Origin of the sequence: Amphritea pacifica (assembly GCF_016924145.1) — a bacterium.
Lineage (GTDB): Bacteria > Pseudomonadota > Gammaproteobacteria > Pseudomonadales > Balneatricaceae > Amphritea > Amphritea pacifica.
Map to the genome: position 1 here is coordinate 26,149 of NZ_JAFFZO010000039.1, position 19,040 is coordinate 45,188.

At 50.2% G+C, this 19,040-nt stretch carries 22 protein-coding genes; 12 read left to right on the forward strand and 10 right to left on the reverse strand.

Annotated features, from left to right (window positions below):
• The first annotated feature begins 31 nt into the window (after window positions 1-31).
• Together gcvP and JW499_RS18720 are read left to right on the forward strand one after the other, a co-directional pair.
• Window positions 32-2,944, forward strand: coding sequence for an aminomethyl-transferring glycine dehydrogenase (gene gcvP / locus JW499_RS18715; protein ID WP_205212014.1), 2,913 nt, complete (start codon window positions 32-34; stop codon window positions 2,942-2,944).
• A 166-nt stretch (window positions 2,945-3,110) separates the two neighbouring features.
• A complete protein-coding gene (locus JW499_RS18720; RefSeq protein ID WP_205212015.1) occupies window positions 3,111-3,644 on the forward strand; it encodes an HD domain-containing protein in 534 nt (177 codons plus the stop codon).
• 700 nt (window positions 3,645-4,344) lie between these two features.
• On the opposite strand, the gene JW499_RS18725 is transcribed toward JW499_RS18720, so the two are convergent.
• Window positions 4,345-4,548 (reverse strand): hypothetical protein, encoded by a 204-nt coding sequence (locus JW499_RS18725; RefSeq protein ID WP_205212016.1) that lies wholly within the window; start codon window positions 4,546-4,548, stop codon window positions 4,345-4,347.
• A gap of 312 nt (window positions 4,549-4,860) precedes the next feature.
• Between JW499_RS18725 and JW499_RS18730 the strand changes: the two genes are divergently transcribed.
• Both JW499_RS18730 and JW499_RS18735 read left to right on the forward strand, forming a co-directional pair.
• Window positions 4,861-5,442, forward strand: coding sequence for an NADPH-dependent FMN reductase (locus tag JW499_RS18730; protein ID WP_205212017.1), 582 nt, complete (start codon window positions 4,861-4,863; stop codon window positions 5,440-5,442).
• On the forward strand, window positions 5,435-6,052 hold the full coding sequence (locus tag JW499_RS18735) for a DUF938 domain-containing protein (protein ID WP_205212018.1): 618 nt from the start codon (window positions 5,435-5,437) through the stop codon (window positions 6,050-6,052). Before JW499_RS18730 ends, JW499_RS18735 begins: the two co-directional genes overlap by 8 nt.
• A gap of 38 nt (window positions 6,053-6,090) precedes the next feature.
• On the opposite strand, the gene cspE is transcribed toward JW499_RS18735, so the two are convergent.
• Window positions 6,091-6,297 carry a transcription antiterminator/RNA stability regulator CspE gene (cspE, locus tag JW499_RS18740; protein ID WP_091352876.1) on the reverse strand — a complete coding sequence of 69 codons (207 nt, stop codon included), beginning with the start codon at window positions 6,295-6,297 and terminating at the stop codon, window positions 6,091-6,093.
• Window positions 6,298-6,882: 585 nt separating this feature from the next.
• Window positions 6,883-7,440: a DUF2058 domain-containing protein gene (locus JW499_RS18745; protein ID WP_205212019.1), complete on the reverse strand. Its 558-nt coding sequence runs from the start codon at window positions 7,438-7,440 to the stop codon at window positions 6,883-6,885.
• A gap of 372 nt (window positions 7,441-7,812) precedes the next feature.
• Here JW499_RS18745 and JW499_RS18750 point away from each other — a divergent pair, with 372 nt between their 5' ends.
• The 3 genes from JW499_RS18750 (at window position 7,813) to JW499_RS18760 (ending at window position 9,199) form a co-directional block, all read left to right on the forward strand.
• Complete coding sequence (locus JW499_RS18750; RefSeq protein ID WP_091352881.1) at window positions 7,813-8,028, forward strand: cold-shock protein; 216 nt, start codon at window positions 7,813-7,815, stop codon at window positions 8,026-8,028.
• 117 nt (window positions 8,029-8,145) lie between these two features.
• Window positions 8,146-8,706 carry an LOG family protein gene (locus tag JW499_RS18755; RefSeq protein ID WP_332874012.1) on the forward strand — a complete coding sequence of 187 codons (561 nt, stop codon included), beginning with the start codon at window positions 8,146-8,148 and terminating at the stop codon, window positions 8,704-8,706.
• A 106-nt stretch (window positions 8,707-8,812) separates the two neighbouring features.
• Window positions 8,813-9,199 (forward strand): acyl-CoA thioesterase, encoded by a 387-nt coding sequence (locus JW499_RS18760; RefSeq protein WP_205212020.1) that lies wholly within the window; start codon window positions 8,813-8,815, stop codon window positions 9,197-9,199.
• 56 nt (window positions 9,200-9,255) lie between these two features.
• Here the strand turns inward: JW499_RS18760 and JW499_RS18765 are convergent, their stop codons facing one another.
• Genes JW499_RS18765 through JW499_RS18775 form a run of 3 tightly spaced genes read right to left on the reverse strand, consistent with a single transcriptional unit; the run spans window position 9,256 to window position 11,021 of the window.
• Window positions 9,256-9,828, reverse strand: coding sequence for a YceI family protein (locus JW499_RS18765; RefSeq protein WP_205212021.1), 573 nt, complete (start codon window positions 9,826-9,828; stop codon window positions 9,256-9,258).
• On the reverse strand, window positions 9,825-10,391 hold the full coding sequence (locus JW499_RS18770; protein WP_205212022.1) for a cytochrome b: 567 nt from the start codon (window positions 10,389-10,391) through the stop codon (window positions 9,825-9,827). Before JW499_RS18770 ends, JW499_RS18765 begins: the two co-directional genes overlap by 4 nt.
• A 54-nt stretch (window positions 10,392-10,445) precedes the next feature.
• The gene (locus tag JW499_RS18775; protein ID WP_091352887.1) at window positions 10,446-11,021 is read right to left on the reverse strand and encodes a flavodoxin family protein; all 576 of its coding nucleotides are present in this window, start codon (window positions 11,019-11,021) and stop codon (window positions 10,446-10,448) included.
• 104 nt (window positions 11,022-11,125) lie between these two features.
• On the opposite strand from JW499_RS18775, the gene JW499_RS18780 reads away from it, so the two are divergent.
• Window positions 11,126-12,037 (forward strand): LysR family transcriptional regulator, encoded by a 912-nt coding sequence (locus JW499_RS18780; RefSeq protein ID WP_205212023.1) that lies wholly within the window; start codon window positions 11,126-11,128, stop codon window positions 12,035-12,037.
• A 105-nt stretch (window positions 12,038-12,142) separates the two neighbouring features.
• The gene (locus JW499_RS18785) at window positions 12,143-14,254 is read left to right on the forward strand and encodes a 4Fe-4S binding protein (protein WP_205212024.1); all 2,112 of its coding nucleotides are present in this window, start codon (window positions 12,143-12,145) and stop codon (window positions 14,252-14,254) included.
• A 20-nt stretch (window positions 14,255-14,274) separates the two neighbouring features.
• On the opposite strand, the gene JW499_RS18790 is transcribed toward JW499_RS18785, so the two are convergent.
• Both JW499_RS18790 and JW499_RS18795 read right to left on the reverse strand, forming a co-directional pair.
• Window positions 14,275-14,871 carry a LysE family translocator gene (locus tag JW499_RS18790; RefSeq protein ID WP_205212025.1) on the reverse strand — a complete coding sequence of 199 codons (597 nt, stop codon included), beginning with the start codon at window positions 14,869-14,871 and terminating at the stop codon, window positions 14,275-14,277.
• 114 nt (window positions 14,872-14,985) lie between these two features.
• On the reverse strand, window positions 14,986-15,888 hold the full coding sequence (locus JW499_RS18795; protein ID WP_205212026.1) for a LysR family transcriptional regulator: 903 nt from the start codon (window positions 15,886-15,888) through the stop codon (window positions 14,986-14,988).
• A 112-nt stretch (window positions 15,889-16,000) separates the two neighbouring features.
• On the opposite strand from JW499_RS18795, the gene JW499_RS18800 reads away from it, so the two are divergent.
• Entirely contained in the window at window positions 16,001-16,282 is a 282-nt protein-coding gene (locus tag JW499_RS18800) for a peptidylprolyl isomerase (protein WP_205212027.1), read from the forward strand.
• Window positions 16,283-16,308: 26 nt separating this feature from the next.
• Here the strand turns inward: JW499_RS18800 and JW499_RS18805 are convergent, their stop codons facing one another.
• Window positions 16,309-17,301, reverse strand: a complete 993-nt coding sequence (locus JW499_RS18805) for a ChaN family lipoprotein (RefSeq protein WP_205212028.1) — start codon at window positions 17,299-17,301, stop codon at window positions 16,309-16,311.
• Between the two features lie 76 nt (window positions 17,302-17,377).
• On the opposite strand from JW499_RS18805, the gene JW499_RS18810 reads away from it, so the two are divergent.
• A complete protein-coding gene (locus JW499_RS18810) occupies window positions 17,378-17,614 on the forward strand; it encodes a hypothetical protein (protein WP_091353882.1) in 237 nt (78 codons plus the stop codon).
• 16 nt (window positions 17,615-17,630) lie between these two features.
• Here JW499_RS18810 and JW499_RS18815 read toward each other — a convergent pair whose 3' ends face one another.
• Window positions 17,631-18,062, reverse strand: coding sequence for a PilZ domain-containing protein (locus JW499_RS18815; RefSeq protein WP_205212029.1), 432 nt, complete (start codon window positions 18,060-18,062; stop codon window positions 17,631-17,633).
• 375 nt (window positions 18,063-18,437) lie between these two features.
• Here JW499_RS18815 and JW499_RS22690 point away from each other — a divergent pair, with 375 nt between their 5' ends.
• Window positions 18,438-18,560, forward strand: coding sequence for a hypothetical protein (locus JW499_RS22690; RefSeq protein ID WP_269814591.1), 123 nt, complete (start codon window positions 18,438-18,440; stop codon window positions 18,558-18,560).
• The last annotated feature ends 480 nt before the right edge of the window (window positions 18,561-19,040 follow it).

A 19,040-nucleotide genomic window follows, 5' to 3' on the forward strand; every position in this document is an offset into this window, starting at 1 on the left:
TGCTGCCGATCAGTTTAAACAGGTTATTGTAATGGCTACCGAGATATCTTCTCCTGTTCCGCTAAGTACGCTTCAGCAGACCACCGACTTTACCCGTCGTCATATCGGCCCGGACACCGATCAGACAGCAGCGATGCTGGCTGAGCTGGGCATCAGTTCTATAGAGGAACTGATGATACAGACAGTGCCGGACTCAATCCGGCTGGATGATGCGCTGGATATGGCGGATGCCGTGTCTGAAGCCGATGCGCTGGCACAGTTGCGCCGTCTGGCTGATCAGAACCAGGTGAACAGATCTTACATCGGTATGGGCTATCACAATACCCTGGTACCCAACGTGATTCTGCGCAATGTGATGGAGAATCCTGGCTGGTATACCGCCTATACACCCTACCAGCCAGAGATCTCACAAGGGCGTCTTGAAGCATTGCTTAATTACCAGCAGATGGTGATGGATCTCACGGGTATGGATCTGGCGAATGCGTCACTTCTGGATGAGGCAACCGCGGCTGCTGAAGCGATGACGCTGTGTAAACGTTCAAATCGTAAAAAGAGCGACACTTTTTTTGTTGCCGATGACGTGCATCCCCAGATTATCGATGTGATCAGAACCCGGGCAGAGTATTTCGGTTTTGAAATAGTTGTGGGTAATCCGCTGAGGGATCTGGATAACTGCGATGTCTTTGGCGTTCAGCTGCAATATCCAGGCACCTACGGTGATATTTTGGATATCAAAACCCTGATTGAAAAAGCCCGGGCGCAACAGGCGATGGTGTCTGTCGCAGCGGATCCATTAGCACTGGTGTTGTTGAAATCCCCGGGAGAGCTGGGCGCTGATGTGGTGTTAGGCTCATCCCAGCGTTTCGGTGTGCCGATGGGCTTTGGTGGTCCGCACGCCGCGTTTTTTGCAGCCAGTGAAAAGCTCAAACGTTCGGTACCTGGCCGTATTATCGGTGTCTCCATTGATGCCAATGGGAACCAGGCATTGCGGATGGCGATGCAGACCCGGGAGCAGCATATCCGTCGAGAGAAGGCAACCTCCAATATCTGTACGGCGCAGGCGTTACTGGCGAATATGGCGTCGTTCTACTGTGTCTATCACGGTCCGGACGGCCTCAAAACCATTGCTGAGCGGGTGCATCGTCTGACCTCGATTCTGGCCAATGGTCTGAAGTCTAAAGGCGTGACGGTGAATGACAGTTACTTTGATACTCTGACACTGACGTTGCCAGAAACCGCAGCACAGGTCTATCAGCGGGCCCTCGATGCCGGTTGTAACCTGCGTCAGACCGCTGCGGATAAGCTGGGTATATCGCTGGATGAAACCACCCGGCCAGAGGATATTGCTGATCTGTTTGATTGTGTGCTGGGTGAAGGGCACGGTCTGTCAGTGGCTGAGCTGGATGCGGCAATCGTCGCCGGTGTGGCAACGGGCATCGCGCCGGAGATGCGTCGCAGCGATGCGATTCTGAGCCATCCGACATTCAACAGCTATCACAGCGAAACCGATATGCTGCGCTACATGAAGCGGCTGGAAAATAAAGATTACTCTCTGGTACATGGCATGATCCCGCTGGGGTCCTGCACCATGAAGCTGAACGCTACTGCGGAGATGATTCCCGTTACCTGGCCTGAGTTCTCTAACATTCATCCCTTTGCTCCGCCAGAGCAGGTTAAAGGGTATCACCAGATGCTCACGCTTCTTGAAGAGCAACTGGTGGAGATTACCGGTTACGATAAGGTGTCGCTGCAGCCTAACTCAGGTGCGTCCGGGGAATATGCCGGTTTGCTGGCGATTCGCAAGTATCAGGCATCCATTGGGGAGGGGCATCGTAATGTCTGTCTGATACCGTCTTCGGCACACGGTACCAACCCGGCCTCGGCGGCGATGATGGATATGAAGATTATCGTCACCCGCTGCGATGAGAAGGGCAACGTGGATGTTGCGGATCTGCGGGCTCAGGCGGAACTGCATAAGGATAATCTCTCCTGTCTGATGATCACCTATCCCTCCACTCACGGTGTGTATGAGGAGGATATCGTCGAGATCTGTAACATCATTCACAAGAATGGTGGCCAGGTGTATATGGACGGCGCCAACATGAACGCTCAGGTGGGGATCTCTAAACCGGGCCTTATCGGTTCTGATGTGTCGCACCTGAACCTGCATAAAACTTTTGCTATCCCTCACGGTGGAGGAGGTCCGGGTATGGGACCGATCGGTGTCAAGAGTCATCTGGCACCGTTTCTGGCGAGCCATAAGGTCTCTCCGGTCACCGGCCTGAACCCTGACAACGGCGCGGTGGCTGCAACCCCTTATGGTTCAGCATCCATTCTGCCGATCACCTGGATGTATAATCTGATGCTGGGTAAGTCAGGCCTGAAGCGTTCCACGCAGATGGCGATTCTGAATGCTAACTATATGGCTGAGAAACTGTCCGGGCACTATCCGGTCCTTTATCGGGGTCGCGACAACAAAGTGGCCCACGAGTGCATCATCGATATTCGCCCGCTGAAGGAGGCCTCCGGGGTTACCGAGGAAGATATCGCCAAGCGTCTGATGGATTACGGTTTTCATGCGCCGACCATGTCGTTCCCGGTCGCCGGTACACTGATGATCGAACCGACTGAATCTGAATCCAAAGTGGAGATCGATCGATTTATCGATGCGATGGTGCAGATTAAAGGGGAGGTCGAGAAGGTGCGCAGCGGACACTGGCCCGCGGATAACAACCCGTTGTGCCGGGCTCCACATACACAGGCCGATATCATGGCTGAGGAGTGGAATCGTCCCTATACCCGGGAGGAAGCGGTGTTTCCGAGTCGCGCGACCCGGGAAAACAAGTTCTGGCCGACCTCAAACCGGATAGACAATGTGTACGGCGACAGGAACTTTATCTGCTCCTGTCCTGCTATCGAAACCTATATGGACGACCCGATGTAACTGAATGATAAATCGGTGTTTTCAATAGTCGCCTTATGAACAGGTGCCCAGGCGGATCAGGAAACTGATCCGCCTTTTTTGTGTTACGACGATTATCCAAAACAACACCGTAACATCAGCTTCATATCTTTCAGGCATTTTGGTGCTATAACCTATGGAGGCTAAGATGACTGATATCCTTAGTAACATTGAACAGATCTACAACGAGATGGGCCATAACCACTATGGTGAAGGGGTCAGTCAGATTGAGCATGCAGTGCAGTGTGCACGTTTGGCGGTGGAAGATGGTGAACGGGCAGATATGGTTGTCGCGGCTTTGCTACATGATATAGGGCACCTGTTTGCCGGGGTGAACCCTGGTCATGGGGACTTCTGTCATGATCAGGCTGGCGCTGAATATCTTAGCCAATACTTCCCTCCTGGTGTGACTGAGCCTGTGCGCCTGCATGTCAGCGCAAAACGCTATCTCTGTACCACCGAAGCGGGTTATATCGATAGTCTTTCAGAGGCCTCTCGCTACTCTCTGGAGCATCAGGGCGGCTTTATGACGGAAGATGAGATTACCGCTTTTCGTGCAGAACCTTTTTATGAGCAGGCGATACGTTTGCGACGCTGGGATGATGAAGCCAAGGATGAGCAACTGGCATCGACACCATTTAGCAGCTTTAGCCAGAAAATAGCGGAGGTCTGCAACGCCTGAGGGTTGCCTGACCCCCCTGTCGATACAAAAAAACCGCCATAAGGCGGTTTTTTCGTAATTCTTATTGCTCCAGCTGAAACACCTTAATCATCAGGCTCAATGGGGGGGGGTGCTCAACTTTCGGGTGGTATCAGCCGAAGTAATACCCCTATATATACAATATTGATGCCTGTTTTTTATAAAATTAAGGATATCAATGGGTTGCTTTTGTTTTGTGTGTTTTTTTATCGCTATTAAATCTTTACCTGAAAAAAAGTGTTGCTGTTTCGATACGCAAAATCTGGCTTATGATCATTTTTTATATAAATCAGATAGTTATTGTGTATGTTATTTGAGTCATTACTGTTAAATATTTGATTTTTAATAAGTTTTATTGGTCATTTTTGATTGTGTGGGGCAGAGTTGCAGTTTATAACTGAGGCTGAAAAATATACAGGACTTTTTTAAGAAAATAGCGAGGGTTGTTTGGACTGAAATCTGTCTGGGCTTAAAACAGACCCGGGCGACAGATCAGTCTTTAAAATTTAACTAAAGATAAACTGTAAAGCAGGGGGGATTGATTGACGCGTATACAGCAAGGATGCTGGTAGGGGGCACTGTTTAGGTAAAAAAAAACAGGCCAGAGGCCTGTTAAAATAAGAGCGATATAAAAAGACCGGCCTGTCTTGTGCCAGTCATATGCTCTTCAGAGAGAATCGTTTCAGACTGCAGCTGTATCACCATCCAGCGCCTTCATCGACATTTTGTAGTCTGTATGGCTGGACAATGGCCCAAAAGCTGGGGCAGTTGATTTAACACGGTGTTTAACGAAAGCAAAGGCTTTCAGAATAAGCTCTGCCTGTACCTGAGAGCGCATGCTTGCTGCCTGCTTGTAGATACTGTTGTGGGTTTCAGGAATTGCCATTTTACTCACCATACGTTGAATTCAGTTCAGAGAATATATTCAGTTGATCAGCGTTGATCTGTCAGAACGAAATTCAGAAAACAGAAGGGGAGCCCCCTTCGGAATATGCGCGTATTTTAGACTTTCGTCTGAGGTGTGTTAACTGATCAATTTTCAGATAAATAGTGAGTTAAATTCATCAGTTGAATGGTCGTTTATTTTGTCATGAGGTGGACTATTAAGTTTGAGTCATCCCTGTGTATTTACCTGGCCTTTAGGCCTGAGTATAGTTGATTAAAATCTATTGAATCGACTTAAGCTAGAGGATTTAGCATGAAGATACTGGCGTTATCAGGAAGTACCCGGGCGGAATCCTTCAACCGCAGATTGCTTGACATTGCTGTGGCTGGTGCCCGGCAGGCTGGCGCTGAAGTAACGGTTGTGGATCTTAGCGAATATCCGATGCCCCTCTACAATCAGGATCTGGAATTCAAAGAAGGTATTCCCGAGGCGGCTGTTCAATTGAAACGGCTGATGGTAGAGCATCAGGGATTGCTGATTGCATCGCCAGAGTACAATGGGTTTCCAACGCCATTGCTGAAAAATACCTTTGACTGGCTCTCGCGTAAACAGGCTGAACATGAGCCCCCCATGTTTGCTTTCCAGCATAAAATAGCGGCCTTGCTATCGGCTTCTCCCGGTGCGGGGGGAGGCACCCGGGGGTTAACTATACTGCGTATCTATTTGCAGAACCTGGGAATAATGACGCTTCCTGAACAGGTCACCTTAGGGCTGGCTGGGCAGGCGTTCAGAGAGGATGGCCGGTTGCACAATGATCAGTTGCAGACGTCTACGGAGTCTTTGGCGGCAGATCTGTTTGAGATGCTGCAGAAACAGGCAGACCGGTTTGACTGAGGCGCGTGATTTTATCGCTTTCTCGCCATCTGCGGCGCGTAATTGCCAACCTATTTTGCAACAATTGGCGGCACTTCTGAGCGGTGATGAGTCTGTTTTGGAGATTGGTAGTGGGAACGGCCAGCATGCTGTTTATTTCACTGAGCAGCTTACTGGCCTCCGTTGGCTGCCCTCAGAGATTGCGCCGCAGTTGCCGCTATTACAGACGAACCTTGATGTCCACGGTTGTGCCAATATCGACGAACCGGTGGTGCTGGATCTGCGCCATCAGAACTGGGATAACGGCTTGCCGGAGGTTGATCTGATATTCAGTGCTAACACTCTGCATATTATTAGCTGGACTGAAGTTGTGTCACTGTTTGCTCGTGCAGAAGCGATTCTGAAACCTGCCGGCCGGGTTATTCTCTATGGTCCGTTTCGTTACAATAATGCCTTTACCTGCGAGAGTAACGCTGAGTTTGATCTCTGGCTGAAAGCGCGTAATCCTGATAGCGGGGTCCGGGATTTCGAACAGGTTAATTCGTTGGCGCACGCTGCTAACTTGACCCTGGAGTGTGATATCGGTATGCCAGCTAATAATCAGCTGTTGGTATGGCGGCGGGGTGGATAAGGCTGTAACCCGGAGGTTACAGCCGGGCAGTCAAAGCATTACAGGATAGTAACGTTCTCAGCCTGAGGACCTTTCTGGCCCTGAGTTACTTCGAAAGAAACTTGCTGTCCTTCGTTCAGAGTCTTAAAACCATCGGAGTTGATAGCGCGGAAGTGAACGAATACGTCAGGACCGTTATCCTGTTCGATAAAACCATAGCCTTTATCGGCATTGAACCATTTAACGGTACCAGTAGATGTAGACATAATTGTATTCCCTACAATAGTTTTTTTTAAATAATTGCGTTCTGAATCGAATCAGATACACGGGTTAAGCTAAGAATGCAGGAACTACATTTATGACTAAGGGACACACAGGTTGATCTGATGGACTCTTTGATGCATAAAAATCGGGCCTTACTTTCAAGCTGATTTTATTCTAAGACATTTGCCAAAATAGTAAAAGCGTTATTTTTAAATCGTTTTATGTATTTAACTTGTTGTTATTTATAGGCTTATTGGCTTTTTGGTCGGGCCTGTAATTCTTGCATTATGGCTCCCGGCTAGTTTATCTGGTTTTTTTTACATCAAAGTTAATGCTGATAATTACCGTTTATCGTTGTGATGACAGCCTGGGTTGGTTTGGTCACCCGAGTAGATTTACGGGTCTTTGGGACTGTTCCGAAAGGAAGACAGGTTATAGGGTTATCTGTCAGGGATGAGAGGTATTGATTTTACGGGGCCAGGCAGGCGGGCCAGCCCCCGTTCTTGCGCGGCCAGACAGTGCAGAAGAGGTCTGGTGCTTACTCCTCTTCAGTGGTGTCTGAGGGGGCAAAAATAGAGCTGGCATCATTACCACATAAGATCATCGGGGATCTGGAAGTCAGCATAGGGGTCATCCGGATCGATCTCTTCCACTTTCTGACGGCTGATAATCAGCTCAGGTCGGCGCTCGCTAATCTTTTCAGCAACACCGGCCGGGATCAGTGTATAACCACTTTTACCTGAGGCAATGGCCAGATTGCCTTTAGCCAGCTGTTCCTGCAGTGTCTTGGTGACATAGAGCTTCTTGATGGTGGTGCCATCAACGAAGTTGTACTCAATATCGCCATCTTCGGGTAGGTGCACATGGTTCTGTTGCATCATCTGCAGGCAGGATGCGTCAATCGAGCGCCGGGTGAGTTCATCCTCCCGCTGGCGATTTAACTCCCGGTCACGTTTCAGCTTTTCATTTTTTGCTGCCGCTATTGCCTGTTCCCGCTCCAGTTGCTCCTGATCCTTAAATATTTCACCTTTTTTAACGGCTTTTGCCTGCTTACTCTTTTTGCGCTTCTCGGCTTTGGCTTTATTAGCCTGCTGCTTATTTGCCAGCCCTGCTTTAAGAAGCTGATCCTGTAGAGATCCTGCCATGATGTTTACCCTGTCTCTGTCGCATTCAGGATGTGAACTATATCGGACATCGGGTTTTAGCTCCAGATCAACTGCTGATTAGATTGGCATTATACTAAAGTTTAATAAATCCGGTGGTTATGTTGATCTGGGGCTAATCCATTATAAAAAATAAGGGTATCTTCTTGAAAAAATAAAAATTACTCAGTAAAAGGAGTTTAGCGCTTCGGCAATAGAGTCTGAATCACGGTGTAGTGTCGTTCTGACCGTCTCCGCTGTCAGTCCCAGGGGCATGAACGTATTCTGGCTCTGTTTAGACCCGAAGGCTGAAATCAATTGCGCTGTTGTCACCAGCGCCGCTGAAAATTACATAATAAAAGATACGGGGATACTATGTCTGATCAACTTCTATCCGGCATCGTTAAATGGTTTAACGATGAGAAGGGTTATGGCTTTATAGAACGGGAGAGTGGTGCCGATGTATTTGTGCATTATCGCGCAATCAATGGTACAGGCAGGCGCTCGCTGGTGGAAGGTCAGCAGGTAACCTTTGAAGTTACCCAGGGCCAGAAAGGTTTGCAGGCGGATAATGTGACGGTTACAGCCTGATCTGCCTTACCACCGGTGTTCCTTCATCGGTGGTTATTTTCTCTTCTGCTTTTTTCTTCTTTAATCTCATCGCGCACTGTTGTTGAATAGTGGTATCTACAATAGAAACCTGTGCGAATGACCGACATGAAAATTGCTGTGTATTGTGGCGCCTCGTCTGGACCTGCAGAGGGGCCCTATCAAAGTGAAGCGCGAAAACTGGGCAGTCTGATGGCCCGGCAAAATATTGAGTTGGTGTATGGTGGTTCAAGCATCGGGCTGATGGGCAGTGTTGCCGACGGTGTGCTTGAAGCGGGGGGCCGTGTCTGTGGGGTGATGCCTCAGGTGCTGGTGGATCGGGAGCAGGTTCATGTCGGTCTGAGTGAGCTTCATGTGGTTGAGGATATGCATCAGCGCAAAGCGGTGATGATGGAGCTGGCGGATGCGTTCATTGCGCTGCCGGGCGGCACCGGCACACTGGAAGAGCTGTTTGAGGTCTGGGCCTGGCGCCAGATTGGTATCCATCATAAGCCGTTTGGCCTGTTGAATATTGAGAACTATTTCGATCATCTGCTGGCCTTTATTGCCCACGCTGCGGATGAAGCGTTTATCCGGGATGAGTACCGGGATTTCCTGCTGGTGGATAATCATCCGGAAGGGTTGCTGTCCCGGCTGTCCGAAAAGCTTGCACAGGCCTGAGTGGAGCAGAGGAGTGGATCGCTGACGTCATCCGCTCATGCAGATCAAATCACATTATTTAATGATGGCAGGTCGTCTGGCTTGCCTGAGTCACTTTGGAGTCAGTATGTCAAAAATGCCGGAAGGACGCCCTTCACTCAGGACCATTGCGATGCCGGGAGATGCTAACCCGGACGGAGATATTTTCGGCGGCTGGATTATGGCGCAGATGGACCTTGCCAGCGGTAGCTTTGCCTCTCAGGAGGTGCGTCGTCGGGTTGTAACCGTTGCCGTTGATGCGATGACCTTTCATAAGCCGGTTTATATTGGTGATGATGTCAGCTGTTTCTGCAAAATTGTGCGTTATGGTAATACTTCACTGGTGGTTCATGTGGAGACCTGGGTTCAGCGTCATCACAGTGAATTAATTGAGAAAGTAACCGAGGCCAATTTTACTTTTGTTGCGATTGGCAGTGATGGCCGACCGCAGCCAGTCAGGACGCAGAGTATATAAAAAAGCGCGCGAAGCGGAGTCTGCTTTGCGCGCTTGAGTCGAGAGTCTGGTAATGCTTACTGGCGAATACCTTCAACATTCAGGTCGAGGTAGACGCTTTCTGAAGCGGGGCCCAGGTTGAAGTTGATACCATAGTCTTTCAGCTTTAACTCTGTCGTGCCACGGAAGCCGGCACGGTATCCACCCCATGGGTCTTTACCTTCACCGATCTTTGCGACCGAGATATCGATCGGCTTGGTGACGCCACGCAGGGTCAGATTACCACTGAGTACTGCGGTTCCATCGTCAGCAGGCGTGAAGGCGGTGCTGATAAACTTAGCTTCAGGGAATTTATCGACCGCCAGGAAGTCATCGCTACGCAGATGCTTGTCACGCTCTGCGTGGTTGGAGTCAACGCTGGCCGGTTTGATATTGACAGCAACAGTGGAGGCCGCGGGGTTTGCTTCATCGTAACTGAATGAACCGTTGAATTCGTTGAAACGGCCAACAACCCAGCTGTAGCCAAGGTGTTTAATGCTGAAGTTGATAGAAGCGTGGGCGCCTTTGTCATCGATCACATAATCAGCTGCCTGAGCCGATGTAATGGTTCCGGCCAGAATTGCACCAGCAATAACGGTCTTCAAGTTCATTGGTTTGTCTCCTGACGCATGTTTATCATGCGGGTTAAGGTTCTATCTTTATCAATAAAGTGGTGTTTCAGTGCAGCCAGGGCATGTATTGCCGCCAGGCTGATAAGCGTTGTTGCAGTTAAATAGTGGATCTCACCGGCTATATCCTCCTGGTTTTCAGTCACAGCAGGCAGTGCTGGTATCTCAAACCAGTTGAACACTTCTATTCCCCGACCGTCAGCAGTGGATATCATATAGCCGGATATCAGTGTAGTGGCCGTTAGCAGATATAGCAGCAGGTGTGCCGCTTTGGTCGCGAATAGCATCGGTTTGGGCTGTGGCAGTGGCGCAGGTGTAGTATTTATGGTGCGCCACAGAGCTCTGACCAGCATCAGTCCTATCAGAACCATGCCGATGCTTTTATGCCAGTAAGGCACGGTGTGGTAGTCTGCATCGTAATAGGTCAGGGTGCCAATATAGAGCCCCAGCGGATACATACCGATAATCATCAGCGCAGTGACCCAGTGCAGCAGAATTGAGCCCAGGCCAAAGGATTTACGGTTGTCTGTAACAGGTATTGCCATCGTTGTCATCCATGATGACAGACGGCATCGGCCGCCTGTCATCTTATCGGGTGGTTACTGTTTCCAGCGTTTGGCAGCAGCAGCAACCCGGGCCCCCAGTGCCTGAGCGGTATCCCGGTCGCATTGCGGCGGCGCAACATCGGAACCTTCATCGGCGTTACTCTGCGCCATCGCTCCCAGATAGCTGCCAATGCGGTTGAGGCTTTGTGGGTTACCCTGGCTGCTGTTGTTGCCGTTGGCGACTGCCAGGTTAATCCAGTTCATACCATGCTGTGCAGCAAAGATCGACAGCTGAATCAGAGTGTTCAGTTTATCGCCGCTCAGGCTGGCTGAATTGGTAAAGCCCGCCGCCAGTTTATCTTTCCAGCCCTGTTCAGCCCAGATCTTTGAGCTGGCGTCCATAAAGGTTTTGAACGGACCGCTGACTGAGCCCATATAGGTTGGTGAACCAAAAATAATCGCATCGGCGTCGGCCAGGCCTTCCCAGTTGACTGCATCCAGATCTGCCACAGACACAGTAATCGCGACTGCGCCTGCATTTTCTACCCCAGCGGCAACCGCCTGGGCAAGTACTTCAGTGTGCCCGTAACCACTGTGATATGCGATTGCTACTTTTACCTGATCCGACATGAAGAGTACCTCGTTTAGTTGTGTTGCCGGGCTGTTTTCCCGTAGTCATGGTTACTCTAATGGTTCATAATAAATTCATCTAATGCATTGTTGTGATGATTATTATGCGTGAAGTGAATCTTAGGTCCGTTGATCTCAATCTGCTGGTGGTGTTGCAGCAACTGCTGGAAACCCGCCATGTTACCCGTGCATCTGAGCTGCTGAATATGAGTCAGCCTGCGGTCAGCCGCGCCTTACAAAGGCTGCGGGATACCTTTGATGATCCGCTGCTGGTGAGGACCGCTCAGGGGTATGATCTGAGTGCCCGGGGGGCTGATATTCTGCCCCGGCTGCAGAAGCTTATCAGTGGCATGGAGCAGTTGATCGCGGAACCGCAATTTAATCCCGCAGAAGCGGAGGATGTGGTCAGGGTCTATGGTCTTGATCTGGAAGTGGCATGCTTTGTCTCACCACTGATAAAAGTGCTGCGCTCGCAGGCGCCCAAAATGCGTCTGGAAGTGCGCACCGAGCCGCGTAACCATTTTGAATTGTTGGAGAAGGGGGAGGTGCAGTTCTCGCTGACCGGAATGGAGCCGCAGGCAGGGGAGGGGCAGTACCGCCGTCTGCTAATCGCGCAGTCAGGTGTTGTCTGTATGATGGCGGCGGATCATCCGCTGGCATCTGAAAAGCTGACACTGAATAACTATCTTTCCGCCAGTCATGGTCTGGTGTCTATGACCGGCCAGGGGCCGGGCCATGTGGATCAACGTTTGGCACAGCTGGGTCGTCAACGGCATCTGGCGCTACGTCTGTCCAACTTTATGACCGCAGCCGACTTTTGTGAAACCTCAGATCTGCTGTTTTATCTGCCCCAGATCGTTGCTCAGCGTATCGCGTTGGGACGCAATATTATTCTTAAGCCGGTCCCGGATGAGCTGAGGTCTGCTCCGATCAATTTTTATCTGTACTGGCATGAGCGGCACCACCGGGACCCGATGTGCCGCTGGATCAGACAGCGAATTTTGCAAGTGATCTGAAGCGTGGTGTCTGACGCTAAAGTATTAGGTAAATCAGGCGCAAAGTACTATGGCTGAATAAAGAAACTATCGGGATTATTAACAGTTGATCCGTGGAGTTTCTATATGCCATCTTTTGCCTTTTTCAGAATTGTGCTGGTTTTATGTATGCTGCTGAGCGGTACTGCACTGGCACAGGTATCTGAAACAGAGATCCGCTCCATTTTCCCCAAACTGACCCGCATTGGTGACCCCCTCGAAAACCCTTCAGTGGTGCCTGTGTATCAGCTCGATCAGCTATTAGGCTATGTCTTCGAAACCAACGATCTGACGAATTTACCCGGCTTCTCAGGCGAGCGGATCAATCTGCTGATCGGTCTGGATGCCTCCGGAACCCTGGTTAAACTGAAGGTTCTGAATCATCATGAACCGATCTTTCTCCATGGGCTGGGGGAACAGCCGATGGTGGAGTTTATCCATCAATACGAGGGGGTAACAGTTGATAAACGGGTCATTGTCGATAGCCGCCATAGCGGACAGGATCCGGATGGCTCCGGAACGGTCTATATCGACGGCATCACTAAGGCGACCGTTTCTGTGCTGGTGATGAATGATACAGTGTTGTCTGCCGCGCTTCAGGTGGCCCGGGCCTATCTTGAAGGGTTTGAGCGTCCGCCGACAGTGACGGTGCGCGAGGATATTTTTCAGCCCTATAACTGGCAGCAATTGGAAAGCAACGGACTGCTGCGTTATTGGCCGGTCTCTCAGGCGCAGCTTCAACAAGGTTTTCCTCTGGCGCTGGAGGATTACCAGGACTCTGAGTTGCAGCAGGCGCTGGCGGAGTCTGATCTGCCCGGGCGTTATTATTATGCCTACCTTAATACGCCGGTGACCGGGAAGAATATTCTCGGCGAACAGGAATATCAGCGGTTGATGAGGGTATTGCGTCCCGGTGAGCATGCGATACTGGTGGCATCGGCAGGCGCGTATGGTTTTCTCGAACCGGAGTTTCGCCGGGGGACAGTACCCAGTCGGCTGGGCATGTCTCAGAACGGCTTGCCGGTGGATATCCGTGATCTGGACTTCTTTGATAATACCCGGCCGCAGTTACCCGAAGACGCTCCTGCCTTTGAAGAACTGCGGGTGTTCAGGATTAAGGCTCAGTCTGGCTTTGATCCATCGCAGCCTATGACCCTGAATCTGGATCTGGATCTGCCCCGCAATCATCTTATCCGTGATCAGGCGCAGTTTGAGGACAGTTATCAACTGCCAGCGGAGTTGTTTAAAATCGAAGTGACTGAAGAGGTTAAACCTATGCCGCTGTGGCAGCGGCTATGGCTGGATCGATGGGTACAGATTGCCGGGGTGCTGATTACCCTGTTGGTGGTCACCGCTGCCTTTATCTGGCAGCACCGTTTATCGGCACACAGTAATCTGTTGTACCGGCTTCGCTGGGGGGTGATGCTGTTTACACTGGGTTTTATCGGTATCTATGCTCAGGGGCAGCTATCGGTCGTGAATATCTATACGCTGTTACTGCAACTGGTCAAAGGGTTTGATATCGAGGTCTTCCTCTTAGACCCGGTGCTGTTTGTTCTCTGGACCTATGTGTTTATTACCCTGTTCCTCTGGGGGCGGGGCGTCTTTTGTGGCTGGCTCTGCCCCTTCGGCGTGTTGCAGGAGATTGCGGCGAAAGTGGGCAGTCTTTTAAAACTGAAACAGGTGAAAATTCCGCCGAAAGTACATCAAACCCTGCAGAAACTGAAATATCTGTTGCTGGTGGTTCTGGTGGGCAGCGCCTTCTGGTCAGTGACTCTGGCGGAACGTCTGGCTGAGCTGGAACCTTTCAAGACTGCTATAACTCTGGTCTTTGTCCGTAGCTGGCCGTTTGTTGTCTACGCCCTGTTGTTATTAGTTGTGGGGATGTTTATCCATAAGTTCTTCTGTCGCTATCTCTGCCCGCTGGGGGCCGGACTGGCCATACTTGGAAAGTTCAGTCTGTTTCACTGGCTGCACCGCCGGGCTGAGTGCGGTAACCCCTGTCAGTTATGCAAAGTCCGCTGCGGTATTGATTCAATCAACCGGGATGGTTCGGTCGATTACAATGAGTGTATTCAGTGTATGGAGTGCATTGTGATTCTGAATAACGATGATCAGTGTGCTATTGAACTTTCTCAGCGTAAGCAGCGGGCCAGGGCGTCCCGGGAGCGTTCTGATATTCCGCTACGGCAGATCTGAACTGAAGCGGGCTGATGCCGCTAGCCCAGCCCCAGTTTAATGCCCAGTAGCACAAGCCCGCCGCCGATCACCCGTTCGATCTTTACCCGCGCCTGTTTTAGCCAGACTTGAAGGGCTGGGCGGGTCAGCATCAGTATAATCATACTAAGCCAGCTGAGCTCGACAAGTACAGGGGTAACACAATAGAGAACCTGCATTCCTATGCTATTCACCTCGGCCATAATGTGGCTGAAAATTGCCACGAACATAATCAGAATTTTGGGATTAAACAGGCTTACCATCATCCCGGCAATGAATGGATTGCCGCTGCTTTTTTTCGGGTCATCATTTTCCCCGCTGGAGCGGGTCGCCAGATAGACAACTCCCAGATAGATCAGATAGGCACTGCCAAGCCAGCGAATCGCTTCATAAAGGATTGGCGTGCGTTCAATCAGCGCAGCCAGGCCAATAACGGATAGCACGACATGGATCGCCAGAGCCGTGGCAAGCCCCAGAGCAGTAATAAACCCGGTGCGCCGTGATCCCTGCAAGGTGTTGCGTAGAATAATGGCGGTGTTAGCTCCAGGAAGCATCGCCCCAAGCAGCATTACGCCAGCAAAAATAAGCCATTCAGTCATTACATTCTTCCCCGGTTAATGCCGCGAATTCTAGTGGCTGAGGAGGGAGGTGGCGAATACTGTATTCAAATAGTAGTTATCAGTTTTAGTTATGACCTTGTGAAGCGCTTGTGATCATTCGCTTAAACTATGTAGCATCCGTTCGCGCAGGTAACGATGGGCCGGATCACCCTGTAGGCGCTGATGCCAGATCAGGTAGTATTGGCTGGCGGGCAGGGTTAGTTGTTGCGGCAATGGTTTGATCTTAAGTCCATACTCCGGCCCCAGGTGTTCTGCGATACGGGTTGGCAGGGTGAGTATATAGTTTGCTTTGCTGGTGATCGCCATGGCCGAGTGGATAAAGGGGACAGTCAGCTTCATGTTACGTTGCTGATTCAGCGTTTGCAGCGCTTCGTCCACGGCTCTGATCTTATCGCCTCCTGCGCTGATGCCGATATGGTCTGAATGAATATAGTCAGACAGGGTGAGGGGCTGATCTGCCAAAGGGTGATGGCAGTTTAACAGGCAGCTATAACCACCGCTTCCCAGCTGTTTTCCATAGATGTCATCGGGGATAGAGTCCAGAATACAGGCCGCCAGATCCAGCCGTCCCTGACGCAGACTTTCCATCATGCCCGGATGCCAGAGATGAAAGTGAAGGCTGATACCCGGGGCATCCTGTTGCAGGTCGGCCATCAGGGGGGGGAGCAGGTCATGGGTAATAAAATCGGTGGTGGCAATATTGAATTCACCGGTATAGCCGGCGGGTTCAAACTGACTCGGAATCAGCAGGCTTTCAAGATGATTCAGTGCTTCAGGTAGTTGTAGCCATAGCTGTTCACCCCGGGGGGTGAGGTGCATGCTGTTACCAACCCGAACCATCAACTGATCGCTGAATATTTCCCGTAGCTGATGAAGATTACGGCTCATCGCTGGTTGGCTGATATGCTGCGCAGCCGCTGCCGCTGTGACACTTCTGCTTTGCAGAAGATAGTACAGAGATATCAGTAGATTGAGGTTGATGCGAGCCAGTTCCATTGGGCAAGCATATCAGTAATACTGATGACGTCAATCCTTCACCCTGGGGTTGCAGGGGATAGCAAAAAAAGCGATCCTGTGCGGACTATCAATTGACTATAGGATTTTATTTATGGCACGCGCGACAGCCCGACATATTCTGGTAAGCACTGAGACTCAGTGCGCTGATCTTAAATCACAAATTGAGGCGGGTGCTGACTTTGCTGACCTGGCTAAAAAACATTCCAGCTGTCCATCTGGTGGTCAGGGTGGCGATCTGGGCAGCTTCGGGCCGGGCCAGATGGTTGCAGAATTCGATAAAGTGGTGTTTTCTGCCCCTGTGGGTGAGGTACAGGGGCCGGTACGCACTCAGTTTGGTTATCATCTGCTGGAAGTGACCAGCCGCGAAGACTAAGCATCTTTGCTTAGGGGCTTTCTTATTTAAGGCTCCTTCTTATGGGGCTGCTGCCGCAGTGATGCGCAGTAGTCTTTCTCCTCAGATCTGGATGTAAACCAGATATAGTCAGCCATTCCAGCGTTATTCTTGACCGCTTCCTGCACTGTTTTGATGGTGTTATCGACCTCGGTCAGCAGGATGGTGATAACCGGGTCTGATGTGAGTTTTTGCAGATGTTGCGGTACCCCGGTGTCTTTCCTGGCGTGGAACGCGCCAGTGATCAGAATCGCCTGCATCTGCTTGTCCAGCTGTTCGCTTAATGCGTAAGCCATACTGGCATCCCGACTTATCTGAATATCTGTCATCGGCCCCATCTGCTCAAGCGGCATCGTGCGGCAGTGACTTTCATACACCTGCTGCTGAATTGTCGAGCGTATCGTTTGCGAAATACCCCCGACGGTTGTCAGACGGGGCTGATCCGGCACGCCGCTCCGGTAGATCTGCATCAAAAAAGGCTTGCTCAGATTACCTGCTCTGAGCTGGTTGTTATGACTGAGTGCAGCACCGATCAGTGGGCCATAATCCTGCCAGGGCCAGCTGTGATCATTCCAGTGAAGTTGCTCTTGGATCTGTGTTTCGCTGCTTGCGCTGTTGAGTCCGTTGATCGCTTTGCCCTGCTGTTCGTCCAGCATCTCCAGCACCAGCCGGGTCTGGGGGCCCTGTTGAAGCGCCTGCAGCAGCTGAAGCTCGCGCTGGTGGTGCTCAGGATTGTCATGCTTTTCACCGACCAGGACAAAACGGCTGTGACGCAGTTTTGCGAACAGGGCTTCACGGCTGATTGCTCCACCGCTCACCATCGAGAGAATTTTCCCGCTCAGGGGATGGGCATCGATGGGCTCCTCTAATGGTTGTGCCGCACCGGTTGGAGGCTGATTCTGTGGCATTCTGGATCTTAGCTGGCAACCGCTGCTTAACAGCATCATGCTGATCAGAATAAAGATAAATGACCGGTGTAGAATCCTTTCTTTTGGCTGCATTTGAATCTGCCCCTTTTCAGTTGTTGAGTGCTGGGGTAACGTTATATAAAAATCGAGTGAGAAGGAGAAACATAGCATGAAACCGGGAATTAAAGTTAGCATCCGTAAAAAAGGTGAACGGGATGGTGGCGTCGACCCGCAGATGCAACAGCGCATTGATGAGGCGGTGCATTTTGTACAGGGGCTGCGAAAGAAAGGGGATAATGTAAAACAGATGATGGAGAAGCTTAATGAGCATGATCATAAGCATCCCGATGGCAGCGACTGGAGTTACGATTCACTGCATGATTTTATAGCGGAACATCATATCTGAGGTTGTTTTAGCCTTGTTATTGCAACTGCCCGATGGCAGCAAAGTCTGCCGCGTGAAGCCTGATCCATTCAACGGCTGCCTGTTCGCTTGAGAGCTGGCGGCCCCTCCTGTGTTGCTTTAAACGGTAGCTTTCAATCTGACAAACCTGCTCAATCATCCTGACACTGAAAGCCTGATCCGGATCATCAAAACCGATCCCCAGGAGAAAGCCCGGTTGTTCCTGCTGGCACCAGATAACATGGCCGGTGGCTGACAGGCTGGGGTGTGAAAGGGGGGTGCTGATTTCGATTGTGGAACCCGGTGAAATATACGCGTCGGAAACACAGCTCAGCCCCGCCGGACTGAACTCTCTGTTTAGCGGGTAACAAAAATTAAGAGGCTGAGATTCCTGTGCCGTACTCAGCAGGATAGGAATTTCTGCCGGATGACGAAGGTAGTGTTCAGGCATAGTGCACCTCAAAGCTGATCATTAAAACCTGCTGGCGCTGCTGTCATCCCCGACTCAAATAATGGCTTCCCTGACCCTTACAATGCTATCGGCCTTTTCCTGGCAGGGTTTAGTGCTTATTCATCATCATTTTTATCTGCTGCGGCTGTATTTCAGCTTAATAACGCTGTCCGTTTTTATAAGGGAGGATGCTGTTGAGTATATAGCTTGTCAATAATGGCAAATTGATGGACATAGATGGCGCTACAGGAGGGGTGAGTGATAGGTGTTTTGGTTGTGTTTTTTTCTAACTGATTGAAATATATTGAGTATGTTGAGTTGGCCCTGTTTCTGCTTTAAGAGAGGTATCGTAAAAACATATCTGGAGAGTGACTCATGGTACATGAAGAGCAAGGTGTTGAAGTTATCGGTATCGTTTCAACTGTTCTGATGGTGGTAGTCGGCTTAGTGATCGGTATATCGCCCATGCTGGTACACGTAGGGATGTTGCTATCCTGATCTTAATTAAGCCTGTTTTTTTAGAAAGGTAGATCAGAAAAACCCCTTCCAGCGATTCACCCAACCATTCAGTGTTAATTCAAGAGCAGGAAGAGATCCCTGGTTGAGGAATTACAAGGAGTTGCGAGTCAGTTTAAAATTCAACTTTTTCAACCTTAAAAAGGTTTGAAGAGATTGTGGGTTCTAATTCAAACATTTGAAGAGACTTTCTAAAATAAGTATATTTAAAACAATTGGTTATTGTGATTTCCATATATTTATAGCAAGAGTTGTCAGTGACTGCAAGTTGGATATGGATTGAGCTTTGACTATTTTGATATTGTCCGATGTATATGGGTAGGTAAAACGGAAGCTATTAACCAGGCGGATAAATACATCGTCTAAGCCGCGTATTTTATATGCTGCGATTTGAAGTAACTTTTAACCCGCGCGGGTCTTCTTTGTAGCGTCAACATGCATGATCGTGTTTTCTTCTTCAGC